This window comes from Qipengyuania sp., assembly GCF_964227205.1.
Classification (GTDB): Bacteria; Pseudomonadota; Alphaproteobacteria; order Sphingomonadales; family Sphingomonadaceae; genus Qipengyuania.
On sequence record NZ_CAXQVB010000002.1, the window covers coordinates 1,040,135 to 1,060,583 of the forward strand.

The 20,449-nt window shown below is 63.5% G+C and carries 15 protein-coding genes and 1 tRNA gene; 7 read left to right on the forward strand and 9 right to left on the reverse strand.

The genetic code is table 11. The features are described from left to right. The first annotated feature begins 20 nt into the window (after positions 1-20). Both ACEQZ0_RS07165 and ACEQZ0_RS07170 read left to right on the forward strand, forming a co-directional pair. A complete protein-coding gene (locus tag ACEQZ0_RS07165; RefSeq protein ID WP_370189779.1) occupies positions 21-539 on the forward strand; it encodes a hypothetical protein in 519 nt (172 codons plus the stop codon). A 38-nt stretch (positions 540-577) separates the two neighbouring features. Then, entirely contained in the window at positions 578-1,903 is a 1,326-nt protein-coding gene (locus ACEQZ0_RS07170) for an SPOR domain-containing protein (protein ID WP_370189781.1), read from the forward strand. A 74-nt stretch (positions 1,904-1,977) separates the two neighbouring features. On the opposite strand, the gene ACEQZ0_RS07175 is transcribed toward ACEQZ0_RS07170, so the two are convergent. Both ACEQZ0_RS07175 and ACEQZ0_RS07180 read right to left on the reverse strand, forming a co-directional pair. Then, positions 1,978-3,207 carry a dihydroorotase family protein gene (locus ACEQZ0_RS07175; RefSeq protein WP_370189783.1) on the reverse strand — a complete coding sequence of 410 codons (1,230 nt, stop codon included), beginning with the start codon at positions 3,205-3,207 and terminating at the stop codon, positions 1,978-1,980. Further along, on the reverse strand, positions 3,204-4,229 hold the full coding sequence (locus ACEQZ0_RS07180; protein WP_370189785.1) for an aspartate carbamoyltransferase catalytic subunit: 1,026 nt from the start codon (positions 4,227-4,229) through the stop codon (positions 3,204-3,206). The genes ACEQZ0_RS07175 and ACEQZ0_RS07180 overlap by 4 nt, the downstream gene beginning before the upstream one ends. A 103-nt stretch (positions 4,230-4,332) precedes the next feature. Here ACEQZ0_RS07180 and sppA point away from each other — a divergent pair, with 103 nt between their 5' ends. Next, positions 4,333-6,213 carry a signal peptide peptidase SppA gene (gene sppA / locus ACEQZ0_RS07185; protein WP_370189787.1) on the forward strand — a complete coding sequence of 627 codons (1,881 nt, stop codon included), beginning with the start codon at positions 4,333-4,335 and terminating at the stop codon, positions 6,211-6,213. Between the two features lie 78 nt (positions 6,214-6,291). Further along, positions 6,292-6,366 (forward strand) — tRNA-Val (locus tag ACEQZ0_RS07190). A gap of 469 nt (positions 6,367-6,835) precedes the next feature. Here the strand turns inward: ACEQZ0_RS07190 and ppsA are convergent. Further along, the gene (gene ppsA / locus ACEQZ0_RS07195) at positions 6,836-9,250 is read right to left on the reverse strand and encodes a phosphoenolpyruvate synthase (protein ID WP_370189789.1); all 2,415 of its coding nucleotides are present in this window, start codon (positions 9,248-9,250) and stop codon (positions 6,836-6,838) included. Positions 9,251-9,299: 49 nt separating this feature from the next. On the opposite strand from ppsA, the gene ACEQZ0_RS07200 reads away from it, so the two are divergent. Both ACEQZ0_RS07200 and ACEQZ0_RS07205 read left to right on the forward strand, forming a co-directional pair. Beyond that, positions 9,300-9,434: a hypothetical protein gene (locus ACEQZ0_RS07200; protein ID WP_370189791.1), complete on the forward strand. Its 135-nt coding sequence runs from the start codon at positions 9,300-9,302 to the stop codon at positions 9,432-9,434. Positions 9,435-9,711: 277 nt separating this feature from the next. Next, a complete protein-coding gene (locus tag ACEQZ0_RS07205; RefSeq protein WP_370189792.1) occupies positions 9,712-10,764 on the forward strand; it encodes a sodium:calcium antiporter in 1,053 nt (350 codons plus the stop codon). A gap of 537 nt (positions 10,765-11,301) precedes the next feature. On the opposite strand, the gene ACEQZ0_RS07210 is transcribed toward ACEQZ0_RS07205, so the two are convergent. Then, positions 11,302-11,892, reverse strand: coding sequence for a hypothetical protein (locus tag ACEQZ0_RS07210; protein ID WP_370189794.1), 591 nt, complete (start codon positions 11,890-11,892; stop codon positions 11,302-11,304). 53 nt (positions 11,893-11,945) lie between these two features. Beyond that, a complete protein-coding gene (locus ACEQZ0_RS07215) occupies positions 11,946-14,594 on the reverse strand; it encodes a cation-translocating P-type ATPase (RefSeq protein WP_370189796.1) in 2,649 nt (882 codons plus the stop codon). Between the two features lie 582 nt (positions 14,595-15,176). Between ACEQZ0_RS07215 and ACEQZ0_RS07220 the strand changes: the two genes are divergently transcribed. After that, the gene (locus ACEQZ0_RS07220) at positions 15,177-15,650 is read left to right on the forward strand and encodes an AIR synthase-related protein (RefSeq protein ID WP_370189798.1); all 474 of its coding nucleotides are present in this window, start codon (positions 15,177-15,179) and stop codon (positions 15,648-15,650) included. Between the two features lie 40 nt (positions 15,651-15,690). Here the strand turns inward: ACEQZ0_RS07220 and ACEQZ0_RS07225 are convergent, their stop codons facing one another. The 4 genes from ACEQZ0_RS07225 to ACEQZ0_RS07240 all read right to left on the reverse strand — a co-directional run bounded on the left by ACEQZ0_RS07225 (position 15,691) and on the right by ACEQZ0_RS07240 (position 20,137). Further along, a complete protein-coding gene (locus tag ACEQZ0_RS07225; RefSeq protein ID WP_370189800.1) occupies positions 15,691-17,070 on the reverse strand; it encodes an MBL fold metallo-hydrolase RNA specificity domain-containing protein in 1,380 nt (459 codons plus the stop codon). A gap of 71 nt (positions 17,071-17,141) precedes the next feature. Beyond that, positions 17,142-17,963, reverse strand: coding sequence for a universal stress protein (locus ACEQZ0_RS07230; RefSeq protein WP_370189802.1), 822 nt, complete (start codon positions 17,961-17,963; stop codon positions 17,142-17,144). Positions 17,964-18,045: 82 nt separating this feature from the next. Further along, positions 18,046-18,819 (reverse strand): slipin family protein, encoded by a 774-nt coding sequence (locus tag ACEQZ0_RS07235; protein ID WP_370189804.1) that lies wholly within the window; start codon positions 18,817-18,819, stop codon positions 18,046-18,048. After that, entirely contained in the window at positions 18,812-20,137 is a 1,326-nt protein-coding gene (locus ACEQZ0_RS07240; protein ID WP_370189806.1) for a nodulation protein NfeD, read from the reverse strand. The genes ACEQZ0_RS07235 and ACEQZ0_RS07240 overlap by 8 nt, the downstream gene beginning before the upstream one ends. Positions 20,138-20,449 lie beyond the last annotated feature (312 nt).

Genomic DNA, 20,449 nt, shown 5'->3' on the forward strand with positions numbered 1-20,449 from the left:
GGAAGGGCGGAGGCAGCCGGATGTCTGACGCCAATTTCGCTTCGCTCTCCTCGACCCTCCTGGCACGCAAGGGTGGCGCGAAGCCGGCCATGCGTCCCCAGTCGGGGATCATCGGCCCGGTCGATGGCCGCGAGGCTGCAGCCAATCTCGAGGATCTGGGCTGGAACGACATGGGTGACGCAGAGCCGGAACCGCGCAAGCCTGTTGCCGCAACGGAAAACATCTTCGCCGTGGCGCCGCCAGCAAGCAGCGAATCGCAAGCGCCCAACCAGGTGCGCGAATCGCTGACCCGTATCCAGGCCCAGCTCGAAAAGCCGGCAGACTCGACGCCGGCGCCGCGTAAACCCGCCAAGATGCAGGGCAAGCGGGCGGCTTTCACGCTGCGGCTCGATCAGGAGCGCCACCTCAAGCTGCGTCTCGCCTGTACGGTTCGCGGTCGCAGCGCACAGCAATTGGTGACCGATGCACTCGACGCACTGCTCGCCGAAATGCCCGAGATCTCGAGCCTCGCTGCCCAAGTGCAGCAGGGCACAAAATGAATTTCGACGACGCACTTACGCCTTCGAAGGGGGTTAGAATGAGCACCGAGACGAAAGCCAGAACCAAGCGGTTCGTCCAGCTCGCCGTTACCACTGCGCTGGCGAGTACCGCGCTCACCGCATGCACCGGCAAGACCGCACCGAGCCATGCCTATTCGGCCGAGCATGCCGCAGTGGCGCTGAAGAAGGGCAAGACCTCGAAGGCCGTCCAGCACGCCGAAGCAGCCGTTCTGGCGAGCCCGCGCGATGCCTACAGCCGCACGCTGCTCGCCAATGCCTATCTCGAGGACGGTCGCTTTGCGTCGGCCGCCACGACCTTCGCCGAAGCGATCGAGCTGGGCGACACCGCACCGCGTACCGTCATCAGTCACGCCCTGGCATTGATCGCCATTGGCGACCACGTCGGCGCGCGCAGCGCCCTCCAGCGGTTCGAGGCGGCGCTCGACCCGGCCGATTTCGGCCTTGCCATTTCACTTGCCGGGCGCCCCGACCATGGCGTCCATGTGCTAAGCAATGCGCTGCGCGCAGGCCAGAATACGCCTAAGGTGCGCCAAAATCTCGCCTATGCCTATGCGATGCAGGGCAATTGGCGTGCGGCCCGGGTGATGGCGGCCGAAGACGTCCCTGCCGGCGAAGTCGGCGACCGCATGGCGCAGTGGGCCGCGTTGGTCCGCCCCGAAGCCTTCACCATGCGCGTTGCCAATCTGCTCGGCGTTACGCCTCAGGTCGATCCGGGCCAGCCGCAAATGCTCGCCCTCGCCAACCATCCGAGCGTCGAGATGCTCGCTGCGCAGGATAGCGATACATCGGAACACATCGCGGCTCCTTCGGCAGGCGAATATGCCTATGCCGAGGAACTGCCACCCGTCGCGCCAACGGCGGATTACGACGATAGCGGGGATGCCGCACTGGCCGATGCCGCGCTCGCGCCGGCCCTCGCCCGCGTGCGCTACGTTTCCAACGAAGTCGCCCAGCCGACACCGGCCAAAGCCCGCGCGGTCGCGCCGCGCGTCGCGGGCGCTGCTGCCCCCGTTTCCGCGCCTGCCCAGCCGAGCATTGCCGGTGGCGAGTATAACGTCCAGCTGGGCTCGTTCTTCTCCATGTCGGACGCGCACGAAGCCTGGAAGACCTTCCAGAAACGCTATCCCGAGCTCGGCGATGCCGAGCGCGTGATCACCAAGGCCCGCGTCAACGGCAAGATCTATTACCGTGTCGCCGCGGCAGGCTTTGCCAGATCTTCGGCGCAATCGATGTGTCGTACAGTCAAGGGCAAGGGCGGCGGCTGCATCGCCTATGCCGCCAGCAGACCGCTGCCCGGAGCCCTCGGAGTCGTGAATTCGGACGTTCGGGTCGCAGCGCGCTAGGAAATATCCGGCGCAGCCCAACGTACCATCGAGTGTCCCGTCCGGAGCGATCCGGGCGGGACTTTTCGTACGGGCTAACGCTTGATCGGCACGCCGCCCTTGTAGAGCTGGGTGACCCGCCCCTGCGTCGGCTGGCCGTCGAAAGGCGTGTTGCCGGCGGTCGCCTGCATCTTGGCGCTCTGGATGATCCACGGTCGGTCGGGATCGATAATCGCGATATCGGCTTCAAGTCCCGCCTCGATCGAGCCCGCCGGAATTCCCAGCAGCCGCGCGGGCGCACTGGCCACGAGATCGAAGGCACGGGGAAGATCGACAAGCCCGTCGCGCACCAAGGACAGCGTCATCGCCAGGAGCGTTTCTGCCCCGGCCATGCCGGGTTCGGCATCGGAGAACGGCAGGCGCTTATCTTCCGGTCCACGCGGATCGTGCCCGCTCGCAACGACGTCGATCGTCCCGTCCGCGAGCGCTTCGCGGACGGCCTGGCGGTCGTCCTCGCAGCGCAGCGGAGGCGACAGGCGGGCGAAGGTCCGGAAATCGACCGTCGCAAGATCCGAGAGCATGAAATGCGCTGGCGTGACGCCGCAGGTGACGGCCACGCCACGCGCCTTCGCCGCGCGCACCTGATCGAGCCCGGCGCGCGTCGTCACCTGACGAAAATGGATCCGTGCGCGTGCCATTTCGGCCAGTGCGATATCCCGGGCAAGCGCGATCGCTTCGGCTTCGGCGGGAGCGCTCGGCAGGCCGCGGCGGGTGGCGATCTCGCCCGCGCTGGCCACCGCGCTACCTACCAGAGCGGCGTCTTCGGCATGGGCAATCACCACCATGTCGAGCATGGCGGCATACTGCAGCAAGCGCAGCATCACGCCCGCATCGGCAATCCACTGGCGCCCCGTGGCGATGCCCCGCGCGCCCGCTTCGCGCATCAGCGCCAGCTCGGCAATCTCGCGCCCTTCGAGGCCACGGGTCGCCGCCGCAAGCGGATGAACCCAGAAATCGGGCTTGCCGCTCTTGGCGATATGGGAAACGCGGCTTGGCAAGTCCAAGGGAGGCGACTGATCGGGCATCAGCGCGGCCCGGGTGATACCGCCGAAATGGAAGGCGGGCTTGTCGATCGCGAAGACTCCGAGATCGATCAGGCCGGGCGCCACAAGCATGCCCCCAGCATCGACCGCTTCGTCACCGTCCTGCGGCGGTCCGCCAACCGCCTCGATCGAACCATCCACCAGCCGCAAGGACGCGCTGCGCAGACCCTCGGGCGTGACCACCTTGCCGCCGGTGATCGCAAGTGAGCGAAGCTGCTTCATGCCGCATCTCCCCAGCCAGCGACTCCGCGTGCGCGACGGGTGAGCACATCGAGTGCCGCCATCCGGATGGCAACGCCCATCTCGACCTGCCGCGTGATGATCGATCGGTCGATCATGTCGGCCACCTCGCTGTCGATCTCTACGCCGCGATTCATCGGCCCCGGATGCATCACGAGTGCATCCTGAGCAGCCCTTGCGAGACGTTCTTTCGTCAGCCCGTAGAGGTGGTGATATTCGCGCGCCGAGGGGATGAACTGGCCGCTCATCCGCTCGGTCTGCAGCCGCAGCATCATCGCCACATCGGCCCCGTCGAGCGCAGCGTCGAAATTATGGAACACCTCGGCGCCCATCGCTTCGATGCCGACCGGCATGAGCGCTGGCGGGGCGCAGAGACGGACGGTCGCCCCGAGCGCCTGAAGGCACAGCAGGTTCGAACGGGCGACCCGGCTGTGCAGGATATCGCCGCAGATGACGATGGTCAGTCCGGAAAAATCCTCCGCTACAGCGCCGCGTTCGCGCAGCGCATGGCGAAGAGCGAGCGCATCGAGCAGCGCCTGCGTCGGGTGCTCGTGCTGACCGTCGCCCGCATTGAGCACGGGGCAATCGACCTTGTCGGCAATCAGCTGGGTCGCCCCGCTCGATCCGTGGCGAATTACGATCGCATCGGCGCGCATGGCATTCAGTGTGATGGCCGTGTCGATCAGCGTCTCGCCCTTCTTCACGCTCGATTGCGCGGCATGCATGTTGACCACGTCCGCACCCAGCCGCTTGCCGGCGATCTCGAAGCTCAGCAGTGTTCGGGTCGAATTCTCGAAGAAGGCGTTGATAACCGTGAGCCCCGACAACAGGTTCTCGTGCTTGGTCGCCTTGCGATTGAGCGCGACCCACTGTTCCGCTTCGTCGAGCAGGAAGAGAATCTCGTGCCGTTCGAGCTGGCCGATACCGATCAGGTCGCGGTGCGGGAACGCCAGGCCGCCCGCCGGATAGCGGGCCGCGTGCGGCGGGTTTGGCGTCGATGTCATTGAGACCACGCCCTTAGTCGAGCAGGCTGTGCCGCTCAAGCGCTTTCCGGTGGCAAAGTCCCGCGCGCTTCCCTAACTCCGGGTGAGACAGGAGATCTGACGCATGAAATTCGCTGGCAAGGTCTGGCGCCTCTTGGTGGGCATCAAGGACGGGCTCGTACTCGTCTTCATGCTGCTGTTTTTTTCGGCGCTCTTCGCGGTGCTGACCGCGCGCCCAAGCCCGGGGGCGGTGCGCGAGGGTGCATTGCTGATCGCCCTCGACGGGGTGGTGGTCGAGGAACGGACCGAAATCGATCCGATCGAGGCGCTGCTTTCGGGCGAGGCGCCGATGGGCGAATACCAGGCGCGCGACCTGGTCCACGCCCTCGACGAGGCCGCGAGCGACAAGCGCATTTCGGCAGTTGTGCTCGATCTCGACCGCTTCCTCGGCGGCGGACAGGTCCATCTGCAGGAGATCGGCGAAGCGCTCGATCGCGTGCGCGCAGCCGAGAAGCCGGTCCTGGCCTATGCCACTGCCTATACCGATGATGCCATGCTGCTCGCCGCGCATGCGAGCGAGGTCTGGGTCAATCCGCTGGGCGGGGCCGTCGTCGCCGGCCCCGGCGGCGAGCGGCTCTACTACGCCGGATTGCTCGACAAGCTGAAGGTCAATGCGCGCGTCTACAAGGTCGGCGAATACAAGAGCGCGGTAGAACCCTACAGCCGCAGCGACATGTCCGAACCGGCGCGCGAGAACGCCCGTGCGCTCTATGAAACGCTGTGGGAGGAATATCGCGCCAATCTGAAGAAGGCGCGCCCCGGCGCCGATATCGCGCGGATCACCAATCAGCCGGTGGAGTGGATCGCCGCAGCGAAAGGCGATCTTGCGACCGCCGCCTTGCAGGCTGGACTGGTCGACAAGCTCGGCAGCCGCGCCGACTTCGACAAGCGCGTCGTCGATCTGGTGGGCGAGGACGACTGGGGCACCGGTCCCAACGCCTATCCGCACACCGATCTCGCAGTCTGGCTCGAGGACCTTCCCCTCCCCCAGCAGGGCAAGCCCATCGGCGTGATCACCGTTGCTGGGGAAATCGTCGACGGCGATGCCGGGCCGGGCGTCGCCGGCGGCGACCGGATCGCCGGCCTGCTCGACGAAGCGCTCGAAGACGATCTCGCCGGGCTCGTCGTTCGGGTCGATTCGCCCGGCGGATCGGTCCTCGCCAGCGAAGTCATCCGCGAAGCGATCCTGCGACAGAAGGCGCGCGACATTCCCATTGCGGTTTCAATGGCCAATGTCGCGGCCAGCGGCGGTTATTGGGTGTCGACTGCAGCCGACCGGATTTTTGCCGAGCCCGAAACCATTACCGGCTCGATCGGCATATTTGCCGTGGTGCCGACCTTCGAGCAGACAGCCGCGATGGTCGGGGTGACCAGCGACGGGGTGCGGACCACGCCGCTTTCGGGCCAACCAGACTTCATTGGCGGATTCACGCCCGAAACCGATGCGATGATGCAGGCCTTCATCGAAAACGGCTACGAGGACTTCCTCTCCCGCGTGGGCGAGGCGCGCGGCATGACCCGCGATCAGGTCGATGCCGTTGGCCAGGGGCGCGTGTGGGACGGTGGCACTGCGCGCCAGCTGCGCCTTGTCGACGAATACGGCGGTATGGAGGAAGCGCTGCAATGGACTGCCGCACAGGCCGGCCTCGGCAACGACTGGCACGTCCAGTACCTCGGCACCCAGCCTTCCACCTACGACACGCTGCTGCGGCGCTGGCTGATCGGCGATGGCGAGGAAGGCCGATCGGGCGGCGACGTCTTCGCTCGCTTGGCCCAGGGACAATCGGCGCTGCTGACGCAGGTCTCCACCGATGCGCAACGGCTGCTGGGCGCCAGAGGCGCGCAGGCCTATTGTCTTGCCTGCCCGGCACCGGTGCCTGGACGAGCCAGCGCGAATGCCCCCCACGGATGGCTGGCGAAGGCAGTCGCCCTGCTCTTCGGCTAGGGTGCTTGCCACGCGCCGATTCGCACAGTAAAGGCGCGCCCCTGCCCTGCCGCTGCCTCGCCAGCGGCGCAGCCGGGCGGGCGCGTAGCTCAGTGGTAGAGCACACCCTTCACACGGGTGGGGTCGCAAGTTCAATCCTTGCCGCGCCCACCATCTTTTCAATGACTTGGAAGAGATGACCCGCGTCTGCATGAAAAATATAGATAGCATTGGTGGTTCTCGGCGAACATTCGTGCTGCTAGCTGCTCGTTGAGGCTTCGCTTGCTTGTTCGCTCAGTTCGCTCAACCTTCCGCGAGCCGACCATAGGGTTGTCGCTTTTTCACTATTGGCGGGCACATAGTGCCTCCCTGAAACGAGAGAAAGCATGACAGCCCACCAACCGGGCCGTCCGGCCAAAGCCATTGGCCTCGTTGAATCCAAGAATCTCGATGGATCTGCGACGCTCTTCGCGGATTTCGCTTGCCTCCGCCAAGGTCTCTCACGGACCTACATGATCGACAGCGACAGCGAAGATGCCGCTTGTGGGACAATGGACGCCGGCCGCGGGGTGGCGCCCCGTCGCGGTAACGATCCAAGCTCTATGAGACCTCCCCACTAAGAATCCCATGCCGCTCCCTGACGTCATGCGATCGCTTCCAATCCCGCGTTTCGCACGGATCTCGCTCGCTCGGCGGCCGAGACATGCTCCTTCACCGCCACGAAGCTGTCCGGGGTGACCGAGATCGAATCGATCCCGCACTCGACGAGGAAGCGCGCGAATTCGGGATCGTCGCTCGGTGCCTGTCCGCACAGGCCCACCTTCGTACCGTGCCGGTGGGCTTCCCCGATAACGTGGCGGATCATCCATTCGACCGCCGGATCGCGCGCATCGAACTGGTCGGCGAGCAATTCGGAATCGCGATCGATACCCAGGGTCAACTGGGTCAGATCGTTGCTCCCGATAGAGAAGCCGTCGAAGCGTTCCGCGAACTGGCCCGCCAGCACGATGTTCGAGGGAATTTCAGACATGACGTATAGTTCGAGCCCCCCCTCCCCGCGCGTGAGGCCTTCCTCGAGCATCACCGCGAGCACCCGGTCGGCTTCCTCCAGCGTGCGGCAGAAGGGGATCATGATCGCGACATTGGTGAAGCCCATAGTCTCGCGCAAATGCCTGATCGCGCGGCATTCGAGCGAGAAACCGGGACGATATCTCGGCGAGGAATAGCGTGCGGCCCCGCGAAAGCCGAGCATGGGGTTTTCCTCCACCGGCTCGAACTGGGCGCCTCCGATCAACCCGGCATATTCGTTGGTCTTGAAGTCGCTCATCCGCACGATGACCGGCCTCGGGAACTGCACCGCCGCTATCCGGGCGATACCCAGCGCGAGTTGGTCCACGAAATAGTCGCGCCGATCTGAATAGCCTTGCGTTATCCGGGCGACCTGCTCCCTCGTCGCGGCGTCTTCGAGCGTCTCGAAGTGCGCGAGGGCCATCGGGTGGATCTTGATGGAATTGGCAATGACGAACTCCATTCTTGTCAGCCCGACGCCGTCGCTCGGCAGCTGCCACCAGCGGGCTGCGGCTCCCGGATCTGCGAGGTTGAGCATGATCTGCGTCTGCGTTTCGGGGACGGTGGACAGATCGACCTCCTCGACCGCCACTTCGGCCGATCCGGCATAGACGACGCCCTTTTCGCCGCCGATGCAGCTTACTGTGACGTCCTGCTCCGATTGCAGGACCTCGGTCGCGTTGCCCGTGCCCACGACTGCCGGGAGGCCGAATTCGCGGCTGACGATGGCGGCATGCGATGTGCGTCCGCCGTGATTGGTCACGATGGCGGCCGCGCGTTTCATGACCGGTACCCAGTCGGGATCGGTGGTCGAAGTGACCAGCACCGAGCCATCGATGAAACCGGCAATGTCGGCGGCACTTTCGATGAGGCAGACCGGACCCGTCGCCGCTGCACTGCCGATCGCCAGCCCGCTGAGCAATTCCTCGCCGGTTCGCGACAGGCTGTAGGTCTTGAGCGACCCGCGCGGCGCACGCGAGTGGACCGTTTCAGGACGCGCCTGGAGGATATAGAGCCCGCCATCGGCGCCGTCCTTGCCCCATTCGATGTCCATGGGGCGGCCGTAATGATCCTCGATCAGTGCCCCCCAGCGTGCCAGCTGCAGCACCTCGTCATCCGTCAGGACGAAGGCTTCGCGCTCTTCCGGGCCGGTCTCGACATTGACGGTGGATGCGCCCCTTTCGCTGGAATAGACCATCTTGACCTTCTTGGCACCGCGTCGCCGCGCGATGATCGGGCAAAGCTCCGGGTTTGCCAGCAGCGGCTTGAAGACCTGCCAGGCATCGGGATCGACCACGCCCTGGACCACGTTTTCGCCCAGCCCCCATGCCCCGTCGATCATGACGACATCGGGAAAGCCGGTGTCGGTATCGATCGTGAACATCACGCCCGAACACGCCTCGTCGGCGCGCACCATGCGCTGCACGCCGACCGACAACGCCACCGTACCTTCGGCAAAGCCGTGGGCCGCGCGGTACGAAATCGCCCGGTCGGTATAGGGTGATGCGAAACACCGCAGGCACGCATCGAGCAGCGCGCCCTCCCCCGAGACGTTGAGGAAGGTTTCCTGTTGCCCGGCGAAGCTTGCTTCGGGCAAGTCCTCCGCCGTCGCGCTAGACCGGACCGCAACGGCAGGCCGTTCCACCCCCGTGTCCGCCGCCATCTGCGCGTAGGCCCTGCAGATCTCCTCGCGCAGTTCAACCGGCCATTCTCCGTCGACGATCGCAGCCCTGATCGCCTTGCCGGTCTGCGCAAGATCGGCCTCGCCGGCAGCATGCGCGGCGAAGAGGTCCGCTATCACCGCGACGAGTCCGTTGTGGTCCAGGAAGAGACGGAAGGCGGCAGCGGTCGTGGCGAAACCAGCTGGCACCGCGACACCGCCAGGGACGAGTGCGCCGATCATCTCTCCCAGCGAAGCGTTCTTCCCCCCGACCACCCCGACATCGGCCTTGGAAACCTCGGCGAGATCCAACACCAGCGCGGCGCTCATATATCTTCTCCAACTGTCTCGCACTTCTTGACCCGGCAAGGACGGCGCGATGCGTACCTTGCCCCCTTCCGGCATGAGCCCCTACAGCCACCCATTTTCACGCAGCATCGGGCGGATGGGCGGCGAGATGGCCGAAATCGAGGACGCTCTGGTCGAAGGGCGGCCACGACCGCCGCGCCATTAGCCTTCTGCAGCCCGCGGCGCGAAGCGCGGATATGATCGGAAACCGGCTCCGCGCTTAACCCGTTCTCGATGAGATCCCCGATCTGGCTGCTTACCATTACGACCTCCGAGCAAGAGAAAGCGGGAGCGTTAATCCCGCGTCTGGATCGAGGATGAAGTCGGGGTGGTGAGGCGCCTATACGGAACCCACCGTAACCGCAGAACTCCGGACAGTTACTGATGGAACTGATTTACTGGAACTTGCGAGTTGAGCCGATCATGCTGGCGAACACTCCCCCATGCCGAGATGGCGTTTCGTGACATTTCTGCCGGTCACCGTTCTGATCCTCATATTCTGCTTTGCAGCGGCGGCAGTGTGGTGGGCCGGGACGCGCCTGCCGCGCTATGTTGTGGCGCTCAGCGACAAGACGGGGCTCGGGCAGGGTTTCGCGGGGATGCTCGTCCTCGGCGGGATCACTTCCTTGCCGGAGCTGGCGACTGCGACGACGGCGGCAGCCATCGGTGCGCCACTTCTTGCCATGAACGATGTTCTCGGCAGCGCTGCCTTCAACATCCTTCTACTTGCCCTTGCTGACATGATGCTTGGACCTCGTCCGCTGACATCTGTGGTCGCAAGACCCGTGACCCTGATCCAAGGCGTGTCGGGAATGATGGTGCTGGCGCTAATCATAGCTGGCATAACCGCCGATGGGCACGCGCCCACCGGCGGCTCCTTCATCTGGCCGGGGCTGATCTTCGTCGCTGCGGTGGCTGCCATCAAAATCGCCGACAGGGCCGAGCGTCGGCCCATGTGGCAGGTCATAGGCCGACCCGAACGCGTGTTTTCCGAGGCAGTCAAGCAAGGCGACATCGGATGGCACCGCCTGTTGGGCTGGCTCGCACTGCTCGCGATCATCATCCTTGCTGCCGGGGCGACACTCGCCGCCACCGCGACACAGATTGCTGACCAGACCGGGATGGGTAACAATCTGATGGGTTTTCTCTTCGTCTCCGCAGCAACCTCGATGCCCGAGCTTTCCGCTATCATCGGGGCAATCCGCCATAAACGATATGAGCTCGCGATTGGCGAGGTGTTTGGCTCCAACCTGTTCAATTTCGCGCTGATCCTGGTGATCCACATTGTCGCGAGTAGCCCACCGGTGCTGGAGCTGGCCGGTCCGTTCGAGGCCATGGCAGCACTGCTCGCGCTCTTGATGTCGGGCGTCTTCGTCCTCGGCTTGGTTGAACGGCGCGATCGGACAATTTTTCGCATGGGCGAGGATTCAATCGCCGTTATAGCGGTCTATGCGGCGGGGCTTGCCTTCCTGCTCGCGGTCTCGCCGGGGAAATGACCCCCTTCACGCAATGGATGTGTCGTAAACTAGCAGGGTTCTATTGCTCGCAGCGCTTTACGCCGTCCTGAGTTCGCCTAGTGCCTCCCGCGGTGGAGCCCCGATTCAAGCAAGGATGCGAAATCACCTTCGGCGTGCAATCGCCGAGCACGTCCTACATCATGTGTCGACACCGCGATCCATGCCCCACGCGAGGTCGAATTCGAAATCTACGCGGGTGAAGTTCTGGTCCTTATTCGCCCCTCGGGAGGCGCGCTACCCGTGCTGTTGGATATTGTTGGCAAGCTAGACTGGCTGAACTTGGGCTCATCGTCGAATTGCGATGTCGATTTCACGGTGCTGACAGATGCGTGCCACACGCTTTCGGCGAGCGAGCAACGGGATTCGTAGTCCAATTCCCGAATCATTTCCCCTTGCTCACTGCAGAAGAAGACCTCCGGCTGTCGCCAGGATGTTGGTGAGCCCCGACATGGCAGAGTAACTGGCCACCACCTCTTCAGGAGGCTTAGAGGACGCTTACCTAACTGCCCCGCGCGATCATTGATCGCCCGGATATTTCACGTGCGGGCCTATGCGCTCGGCCACTTCCCGTGCTTCGAAGGCGCGCGAATTGCCCTCAGGCATCGATCCATCGCCGAGCCTCACCTCGGCGATCGCCTCGAACCGTTGGACTTCACGAATGTCGACATGGTCGGTCCAGAAGGAGTGGCCGTAATAGGGATACCATGCACGCCAGCCGGCCGCCCCGTAGTAGCGCCAATAGGGGCGCCAGTACCCATAATACCCATCGTACCAGGGATCGTAGAGCGGATCCCTGCGACTCATGCGCTCCACCTCGTGTTCGAGCACTCGGTCCTCGATCACGAACCAGTCGTACCCCCGCTCAAGCGTCAGTTCGGCTGTGCGGAACAGGAGATAACTTTCCACTTGTTCGCGCGAGGTAAGCGAATTGCCAGCAAAGGATATTCGATAACGGTCTTCGCCGATCTGTTCATCGCTGTAACCGCCTGCGATCCTGTTGGCGGCCGAGATCGGCTGGTAAGGTGTGCTGCTGGAGACGCAGCCGGTCGTCATCAGCAGACTTGTAGCGAGCGCCGCCATCATGGCTTTCAGTAGAATGCGGGGCATCGAGGTTCTCCTCGGAAGCTGGCTTTGCCCGCATTTTCGGTTCGGCCGAGCACTCACTCCATAGGTAATGTTCCGGTGACTTCGCGCAGCCGCTGTCGCTGGATCCACCATTTCGCGGTCTCGGTGACCATCAGGACGACAAGCGCGGCGACTAGGCTCTGCATCACCACGTCAAGACCGATCGGGCTGACACCGAGTAGGCGCTGCGTAAACGGGATATGCTGCGCGGTCACATGCAGCAGCAGGGCAGCGGAAAGCCCGGTGAACAGCCACCCGTTCTCGGGTGGATGCCACCGCCAGAACGGCAGGTGGAGGTTGCGCACGCTGAGCAGGAAGGCGTTCTGGAACAGCACGACCAGGAAAAGCACGGCATTGCGTGCTTCGTCCACACTTGAACCCGCAGCGAGGTGTTCTCCCATCATCCAGACCGCCGCCAGCGTCATCACCACCGTACCGGGCAGCATGAGAACGATGGCATCCCTGTCTACCAGCGCGGCAAGCTTGCTATTCGGCGCGCGTTGCAATTCGTCGCCCTCGCCCTTGCCGAAGCCCAAAGTCACATCCTGGAGGCCGTTGGTCACGAGGTTGAGCCACAAGAGTTGGACAGGTGTCAGCGGCATCGGCAGGCCGGCGGCAACCGCGGCGATGAACATCATGATTTCCGCCACGCCGGTGGCCAGCATGAAGATCACGATCTTGCGAACGTTGAGGAAGGTGACCCGCCCCTCCTCAACCCCGGCGACGATGGTGGCGAAATTGTCGTCGGCGATCACCAGGTCGGATGCGGCACGGGCGACATCGGTCCCGCCGCGCCCCATCGCCACGCCGATGTCGGCTGCATGAAGGGCCGGTCCATCATTCACCCCGTCACCGGTCACCGCGACGATGTGGCCGCTGCGTTGCAGCGCCTTGACGATCGCAAGCTTTTGCGCCGGTTCGATCCGCGCGAAAATCTCCGCATTGCCGACTGCATCGACGAATTCCGGGCTGTCTTCCTGCAGCCGGGCGAGCTGGGACCCGGTGACGACCCTTTCCTCGCCTTCGTCGAGACCCAGTTGCCGCGCGATGGCCATAGCGGTGACCGGGTGGTCCCCGGTAATCATCCGCACCGAAATTCCCGCCTCGCGGCAATGCGCGACCGCTTCGACCACACCGAGGCGCAGCGGATCGGACAGACCGACGAATCCCAGCAGCCTCAATCCGTGCAAGCGGTTCGAGATGGGTCCTGCGCTGGGTGTGGAGCGCGCATCGGCCAGCACCAGGACACGGTATCCCTCGCTCGCGAGCCCTTCCGCGAGTTCGAGCGCATCCTCCGAGGCATCGGCGCACATGGGGAGGACCGTTTCCGGCGCGCCTTTGACCACCAAGCGGCTACCGCCGGGAAGGTTGGCCTCGACTGCGGCAAACCGGGCTGCCGGCTCGTAGGGGACGATCGCGAGGCGCTCGATGCCCAGCAGTTCCTCGGGAGCGTTGCCGGTCTCGTGGGCTAGGTCGAGCAGCGCAATGTCGACCGCATCGCCGACCGGGCTACCCGTGTCGGTCAGATGCGCCTCGTTGCAGATGGCTGCGGCTGACCCGATTTCGGCGAGGCGGTCGCGCTTCTCTCCATCCAGCCATTGCGCGCGGTCGAAATGCGTGCCGTCGGCCAGCACCACGCGGTTCACGGTCAGCCGATTGAGCGTCAGTGTCCCCGTCTTGTCGGTGGCAATCAAGGTACACGACCCTAGGCCCTCGACGGCAGGCAGGGCGCGCACGATGACGTTGCGGTCGGCCATGCGGCTGCCTGCGGCAGACAGGGCCACCGTGACTGCGATCGGTAGGCCTTCGGGGATCGCGGCGACGGCGAGCGCGATAGCAAGCAGCACGATCTCGCGCCAGCCCCCGCCTTGAAGCGCCAGCAGCAGGGCGAGCAGCAGGATCAGTGCGACAGTGGCGATGGCAATGCGCCGAGCGAGCCGCGCCATCCTCCTGACGAGCGGGGTCTCGACGGCGCTGCGCGCAACATCGGACAGCATCGATCCGATACCCGCGAGCAGGGTTGACCCGGCGGTAGCCGTCACGACACCGGCTCCCCTCCCTTCGACGACCACCGTTCCGGCATGCGCCATGTTGCGCCGGTCGCCAGCCACGGTCGCGGCGTCGAGGACGAGGTCTGCATCCTTGGCCACCGGCATCGATTCCCCGGTCAGCGAGCTCTCGTCGATCTGCAGGCCGTTTGCATCCACCAGCCTCAAATCGGCCGTCACTTTCATGCCGCTTTCCAGTTCGACGATATCGCCTGTCACGATTTGCGCGGCGGGTACCTCCTGCACCACCCCATCGCGCCGGACCCGGGCCACCTGCGGCACGAGATCGCGCAACGCGCGCGCCCCGGCATCGGCCTTGAATTCCTGATAGCTGCCGACAAGTGCGTTAGTGGTCAGCACACCGAAGATGAAAATCGCATCCCACCGGTCTCCAATCAGGAGCGACAGGACGCCTGCGACGATGAGGAGGTAAATGAGCGGGCTGGCGAACTGGCGCAGGAAGATGCCGAAGGGCCCCACCCCTTTCGGTTGGGGAAGCCGGTTCGGCCCGTTCTCGGCGAGGCGCCGCTCAGCTTCCAGCTTGCCGATCCCGACTTGCGCCGAACCCAGATGACCGAACGCCTCCGCCGTCTCGAGCGCGTGCCAGACCGGATCGGCGCGGGAGGGTTCAGGCACGATGGCAGGACATCTCCTGGCTGAATGGAGCGCGACTGATACGTGGGTGGGACAGTCGGACTGGCTATTGGGAGTTAGAAACTGAACCTATCATCCGGGGCGCTCCATTCGTAGATTTCCTTAAGCAACCTGACCCGAATGAAATGAGGGAGTTAATGGATCATGGCAGATGCTCGCAAGCAAGCGAAGAACGAGTATTCCACGAGATCATCTATTAGATGAGCCGTCCTCACAGGGCGCGGAAAGGGTTGTAACGAGAAAGGTAAGGGCATGAAACGCTTTTGCTAGTTTGCAAGGGTTATGGCACTTACGCAGTAACGATCCTGACAATGCGGTCGGGCAGCGAATTGACGACATCCCTCCCGATGTTCGCTGTGCTGCATATGCCCAGCGCCCGCGGGCACTGCTCGTGAAAATACACTTCGTTGCCGGCGATACCAAACTCGTGGAGCGCGGGAAGGCGGACGGCATTTACATATCCACCTCGGGAATCGGGGAAATCCTTTCACCGCGACCGATCCGACCCCAAGCAGCCCGCGTCGGCGACCTGGTCCTCGTCAACGGAGACATGCTCGGCACGGCATGGCGGTAATGGCCGCCCGCGAAGGACTGGGGTTCGAGCCGCCGATAAGGAGCGACTGCGCGCCACTTGCCGAACCGGTTTTCGCACTGTTCGATGCCGGGATCGACGTACACTGCCTGCGCGACTGCACGCGCGGGGGGCTGGCCACGGCGCTCATCGAGATAGCCAATTGCTCGGACGTCACGATTGCGATCGGGCAGCGCGACATTCCGGTTTCTCCACCGGTTCGCGGCGCCTGCGAAATCCTCGGGCTAGATCCGCTCTATGTCGCCAATGAAGGCCGTTTCGCGGCCACCGTCGCCGCAGGGGACGCCGAGCGGGCATTGGCCTTCCTCGATCGGCATGGCGAAGACACGGCAATCATCGGCAAGGTGGTTGCCCGCCAAGGCGGCACGAGCCTGAACATGAAGACGCTCGGTAACGCCTTGCCCTCTACCTCCAGACCGGCGAGCAAATTGCCGCGCATTTGCTAAGACGGCGCGGCCTGCCCGAGAGGCAAGGGCCGGAGCGTTCTTACTGTGGCGATCCAATATCGATGCGCTCCAGATGTTCTGGCACCCGCACCTCCCAGCCCAGCTCGTGATCGATCCGGAAGCGCAGCGCATCGGCGGCTTCGGGCTCGCCATGCGTGACATAGGTCATGCGCGGGGGACGCGCCTTGCCCATCCATTCCAGCAGCTCGTCGGCATCCGCATGGCCCGACAGCCCTTCGAGCTGGATGATTTCGGCGCGGATCTGCCTTTCCACCCCGAATATCCTGATTTCGCGGGTGCCCTGCGCCAGCGCCGCACCGCGCGTGCCGCCGGCCTGAAAGCCGGACAGCACGATGGCATTTTTCGGGTCCTGGCCGAAGCTTATCACGTGGTGGAGAATGCGCCCGCCGGACAGCATTCCGCTCGCCGAGATGATGATCTTGGGTTCTGTGTTTTCGTTGAGCGCAATCGATTCATCGACACTGCGCACGCGGATCGCCAGTTCGAACATGGCCTTGCACTCGTCGCGGCTGATCCTGTGTTCCTCGTGAAAGCGGTTGTAGATCGCCGTCGCGTTTACACCCATGGGCGTGTTGAGATAGACCGGGACGTCGGGAATCTCCCCGCGAGCCTTGAGGCGCGATAGAAGCAGCATGACCGCCTGGATGCGCCCGACCGCGAAGGCGGGCACGAGGATCGTCCCGCCCCGACCGACCACACGGTTGATGACTTCCGCCATCTCGGCAGCCGGATCGCTATCGGGATGCTTGCGATTGCCATAGGTGGATTCGACCACGAGGATGTCGGCCCCTGCAAAGGGCTCGGGATTTCGGACTATCGCATCCTTCGATCGGCCGAGATCGCCGCTGAAATGGATCGTACGACCGCCGACCATGAGCCGCACCGAAGCGGCCCCGAGGAGATGACCGGCCGGTACGAAACGCGCGGTGATATCGTCGGCGATATGCAGCACTTCGTCGAACGCCACGGGCTCGAAGCGATCCAGCGTCGCCTTGGCATCGTCGACCGTATAGAGGGGCAAGGGGTCGCGGTGCTTCGAATAGGCCTTGCGGCGCGCGTAACGCGCCTCCTCTTCCTGCAGGTGACCGCTGTCGGGCAGCAGGAGCTCGCACAGCGCAATCGTCGATGGCGTGGCATGGATCGTGCCGCGAAACCCGCTCCGCACCAGCGCGGGCAGATATCCCGAATGATCGAGATGCGCATGGGTCACGAGCACATCGCTGATCGTCTCCGGTGGAACGGGAAACGGGTTCCAGTTGCGCAGCCGCAACTGCTTGAAGCCTTGGAACAGTCCGCAATCGACCAGCACACGGCGACCCGCGCTTTCGACCAGGTATCTCGAGCCGGTGACCGTCCCAACTGCGCCGAAGAACGAGAGCGTCGTCTTATCCGAAGCCAACAGGTCCTCTCCAGTCGCTAATATCAGTCGGCCGCTTCAACGTTAGGTGGGCCACTATGGGGCAACGCATGTCAGTGCCGGATCAGCAGCGGTAACCGACAATCCGAAAGCATCGATCGAGTAACACCCCCAAAGATTTGCTCTGACAACCGCCTCCTTCCATAGGCTCCCATGACGATCATGCCCGAACCGCGAGTTATTGCCGCATCGCGCAAGGTCATAGCAGTGTCTTTGGTGCTCCCGTCAATTTCTACTACCTCGCAGGAAATACCGTGACGCGAAAGGTAATTGCCCGCCTCGACGGCAGGAACTTCACCGCTTGTTTTCTTCCTTTGTTTTCCTTCGAATACCGTGGCGATGAATGCGCGTTTGATTGACTTCAGAAGTGGCACGGCTGCTTTCATTGCGTGCGAAGCCTCGGGCGATCCGTCCCAAGCGATGAAGGCCGGCCTTTCGAGCTCCAAGCGCCGGCACTCATCGGAAAGAACAAGCACGGGGCAATCGGCGGAAAGCGCAAGCTCCCCGGCAGTAAAGGACGGGGCCTTGCCATTTGCCTGTGGCTCCCGCTCCCCTACGAGCACAATGTCCGCCAACGTAGACCGTTTGAGCAACGCCAACGATACAGGCCCGGCCTCCTCTATCCAGTCCCAGGATACGTCTTCGTTGGCTAGGTCTGCTTCTGTCTCATTGCGAAGCTTCGTGGCTTCTGCGCGCCATATCGGAACCAGCGCGGCGAAAGCAGCTCCGGCGGAGTCGGTTGCTAGAGCCGCCTCGTAAGGCATTGCGTTCACCAGAGTTAGGTGGGCATCGAATTGCCGCGCGAGGTCGAGCGCCAAATCGAGCCGTCTCGAGTGACCCTCGTCGGGAAAAGCGTTGAAAAGGATAGATTTCATGACAGCTCTCCATTCACGGAAGATGGCTTTGGCACAGAGATTTTCGCTCAGGCGGGGCATCTGTCGGCGAGTGCCGCCGGCATCACGCGTTCAATTTTCGGAACCATTCTCCTAGGTCCATCGGGAAGGGGAAGATGATGGTCGAGCTGTTCTGCTCGTTTGCGAGCACGTTGAGCGTCGACAGATAGCGCAACTGCATCGCTTGTGGCGCCTTGGCCAACACGCGCGCAGCGTCGAGCAGTCTGGCGGCCGCCTGGTGTTCACCTTCGGCATTGATGATCTTCGCGCGCCGCTCGCGCTCGGCCTCTGCCTGCCGGGCAGTGGCGCGGACCATGGATTCATCGATATCGACATGCTTAATCTCGACATTCGCAACCTTGATGCCCCACGCATCGGTGTTCTTGTCGAGAATTTCCTGCAAGTCCTCGTTAAGCTTGTCGCGTTCGGACAGCATCTCGTCGAGTTCGTGCTTGCCGAGCACCGAACGCAGCGTGGTCTGAGCCAGTTCGCTCGTTGCTTCGGCGAAATTCTCGACCTGGATGATCGCGCTTTGCGGGTCGACCACGCGGAAATAGACGACCGCGTTCACCTTGACCGAGACATTGTCCTTCGAGATCACGTCCTGGGTCGGCACGTCGAGCACGATGGTACGAAGGTCGGTACGCACGATCTGCTGCACGAAGGGGATCAGGATTATCAGCCCAGGCCCGCGCACGCCGGTGAAGCGGCCAAGGGTGAAGACCACGGCGCGTTCGTACTCGCGCAGGATCTTGATCGCCGCCCAGAGGAACAGCACCACCAGCGCCAGGAGCGGCGCGAAGAACCCGAAATCCATGATCGGCGACAAGTTATCCATCGGTTCGGCCCTCCAGGGCGTTGTGTGTTGCGACAGTCATTTCGAGGCCCTTCATCTTGGTGACGACGACCTCATCGCCGGCGGCGAGATTGTCCGGCCCCCTTGCATTCCAGCGTTCCGAATGGACGAAGACGTGTCCCTTCCCGCCCTGCCAATCCATCACCTTGGCCGAGGCGCCGATCAGTTCTTCCGCGCCCGTCACGATGCGATGCCGGAACGAGGCGATCCCAGCACGCGCGACGAAGATCACGAGCACCGCGCTGAATACGCCAAGCGCCGCGATGAAGGACCGGTCGAGCTGGAATTCCGGTACATCGGTGTCGAGCATGATCGTTGTACCGAAGACGAAGGCGGCCACCCCTCCGATCCCCAGCACGCCGAACGAAGGTGCAAAGGCCTCGGCCACCATCAGGCCGATGCCGAGGACGATCAGGGCAATGCCCGCGAAATCGACCGGCAGTGCTGCAAGCGCGTAGAGCCCGATAAGCAGGGAGATCGCGCCCACCGTCCCCGGCACGAGCGCACCGGGATTGAGAAATTCGAACATCAGCCCGTAGACCCCGATCATCAACAGCAGCAGAGCGATGTTGGGGTTTGTGATCGTAGCCAGCACCTGCGTCACCCATGTCGTCTCGAACTCGCGCAGCACGAGCCCTTGCGTGCGCAATTCGATCTCCTCGCCGGCCACGACCACCGTCCGGCCATCGAGCTGTTCGAGCAGCGAGCCGACATCCTCGGCGACGATGTCGATCACATTTTGCTCGAGTGCCGCATTGGCGGAAAGGCTTGCCGCACCGCGCACGGCTTCCTCCGCCCAATCGGCATTGCGACCCCGCATTTCGGCGAGCGAGCGGATGTAGGCGACCGCATCGTTCACCGCCTTGCGGTCCGAAACGCTGGCGGGTTGCGGCTCGCCATCCTCCTCCTCCTCGTCGGGAGACTGCTCTGGCGCTGTCGGAGCGCCGATCTGAATCGGGGTTGCAGCCCCGAGATTGGTGCCCGGCGTCATTGCGGCGAAATGGCTGGCATAGAGGATATAGGTGCCTGCAGAGGCCGCGCGCGCGCCACTCGGATGGACATAGGTCACGACCGGGATGTCCATGGCGAGGATATCGCGAATTATCTCGCGCATCGAGGTGTCGAGCCCGCCCGGCGTATCCATTGCAATGATCACAAGCCGGGCATCGCTATTCCGCGCTTCGGCCAGCCCGTCGCCGAGATACGATGTAGAGGCGGGCCCGATTGCTCCTTCGATCCGCATCATCACCGCCTCACCGGCATGATCGCTGGCCGAAGCCGAAAGGGCAAAGCCGCCCAACAATGCCAGCAGGGTTAGCCCAAAAGCACGCCACCAGCACGGCCTCGAGAGAGCGTGAGCCGAGCCCCCACTCCTATTCGGATTGCCATCAACAAGTGCCTGCAGTCGCAACCGAATTCTCCGCCATGATCGAAGTATTGCGACATAATGGCTGATGCCACGAAATACGTATCTTCCCCGATCACAGGCTTGGCGCCAGTTTGCCAGGTTCGAGATCAGCGGTCGGCTCACAGCACACTCACTGAGGATGTCCGCTCCCCCAAGCTTTCCACCTCAGACCGGAGCGACAAGCTAAGCCCTCAAAGATAGTCC

Coding starts and splice junctions, on each gene's coding strand:
- ACEQZ0_RS07170 (WP_370189781.1), top strand. CDS start 578: ATGAGCACCGAGACGAAAGCCAGAACCAAGCGGTTCGTCCAGCTCGCC.
- sppA (WP_370189787.1), top strand. CDS start 4,333: ATGAAATTCGCTGGCAAGGTCTGGCGCCTCTTGGTGGGCATCAAGGAC.
- ACEQZ0_RS07180 (WP_370189785.1), bottom strand. CDS start 4,229: ATGACATCGACGCCAAACCCGCCGCACGCGGCCCGCTATCCGGCGGGC.
- ACEQZ0_RS07220 (WP_370189798.1), top strand. CDS start 15,177: ATGGCGGTAATGGCCGCCCGCGAAGGACTGGGGTTCGAGCCGCCGATA.
- ACEQZ0_RS07210 (WP_370189794.1), bottom strand. CDS start 11,892: ATGCCCCGCATTCTACTGAAAGCCATGATGGCGGCGCTCGCTACAAGT.
- ACEQZ0_RS07205 (WP_370189792.1), top strand. CDS start 9,712: ATGCCGAGATGGCGTTTCGTGACATTTCTGCCGGTCACCGTTCTGATC.
- ppsA (WP_370189789.1), bottom strand. CDS start 9,250: ATGAGCGCCGCGCTGGTGTTGGATCTCGCCGAGGTTTCCAAGGCCGAT.
- ACEQZ0_RS07200 (WP_370189791.1), top strand. CDS start 9,300: ATGCGTACCTTGCCCCCTTCCGGCATGAGCCCCTACAGCCACCCATTT.
- ACEQZ0_RS07165 (WP_370189779.1), top strand. CDS start 21: ATGTCTGACGCCAATTTCGCTTCGCTCTCCTCGACCCTCCTGGCACGC.
- ACEQZ0_RS07235 (WP_370189804.1), bottom strand. CDS start 18,819: ATGGATAACTTGTCGCCGATCATGGATTTCGGGTTCTTCGCGCCGCTC.
- ACEQZ0_RS07230 (WP_370189802.1), bottom strand. CDS start 17,963: ATGAAATCTATCCTTTTCAACGCTTTTCCCGACGAGGGTCACTCGAGA.
- ACEQZ0_RS07175 (WP_370189783.1), bottom strand. CDS start 3,207: ATGAAGCAGCTTCGCTCACTTGCGATCACCGGCGGCAAGGTGGTCACG.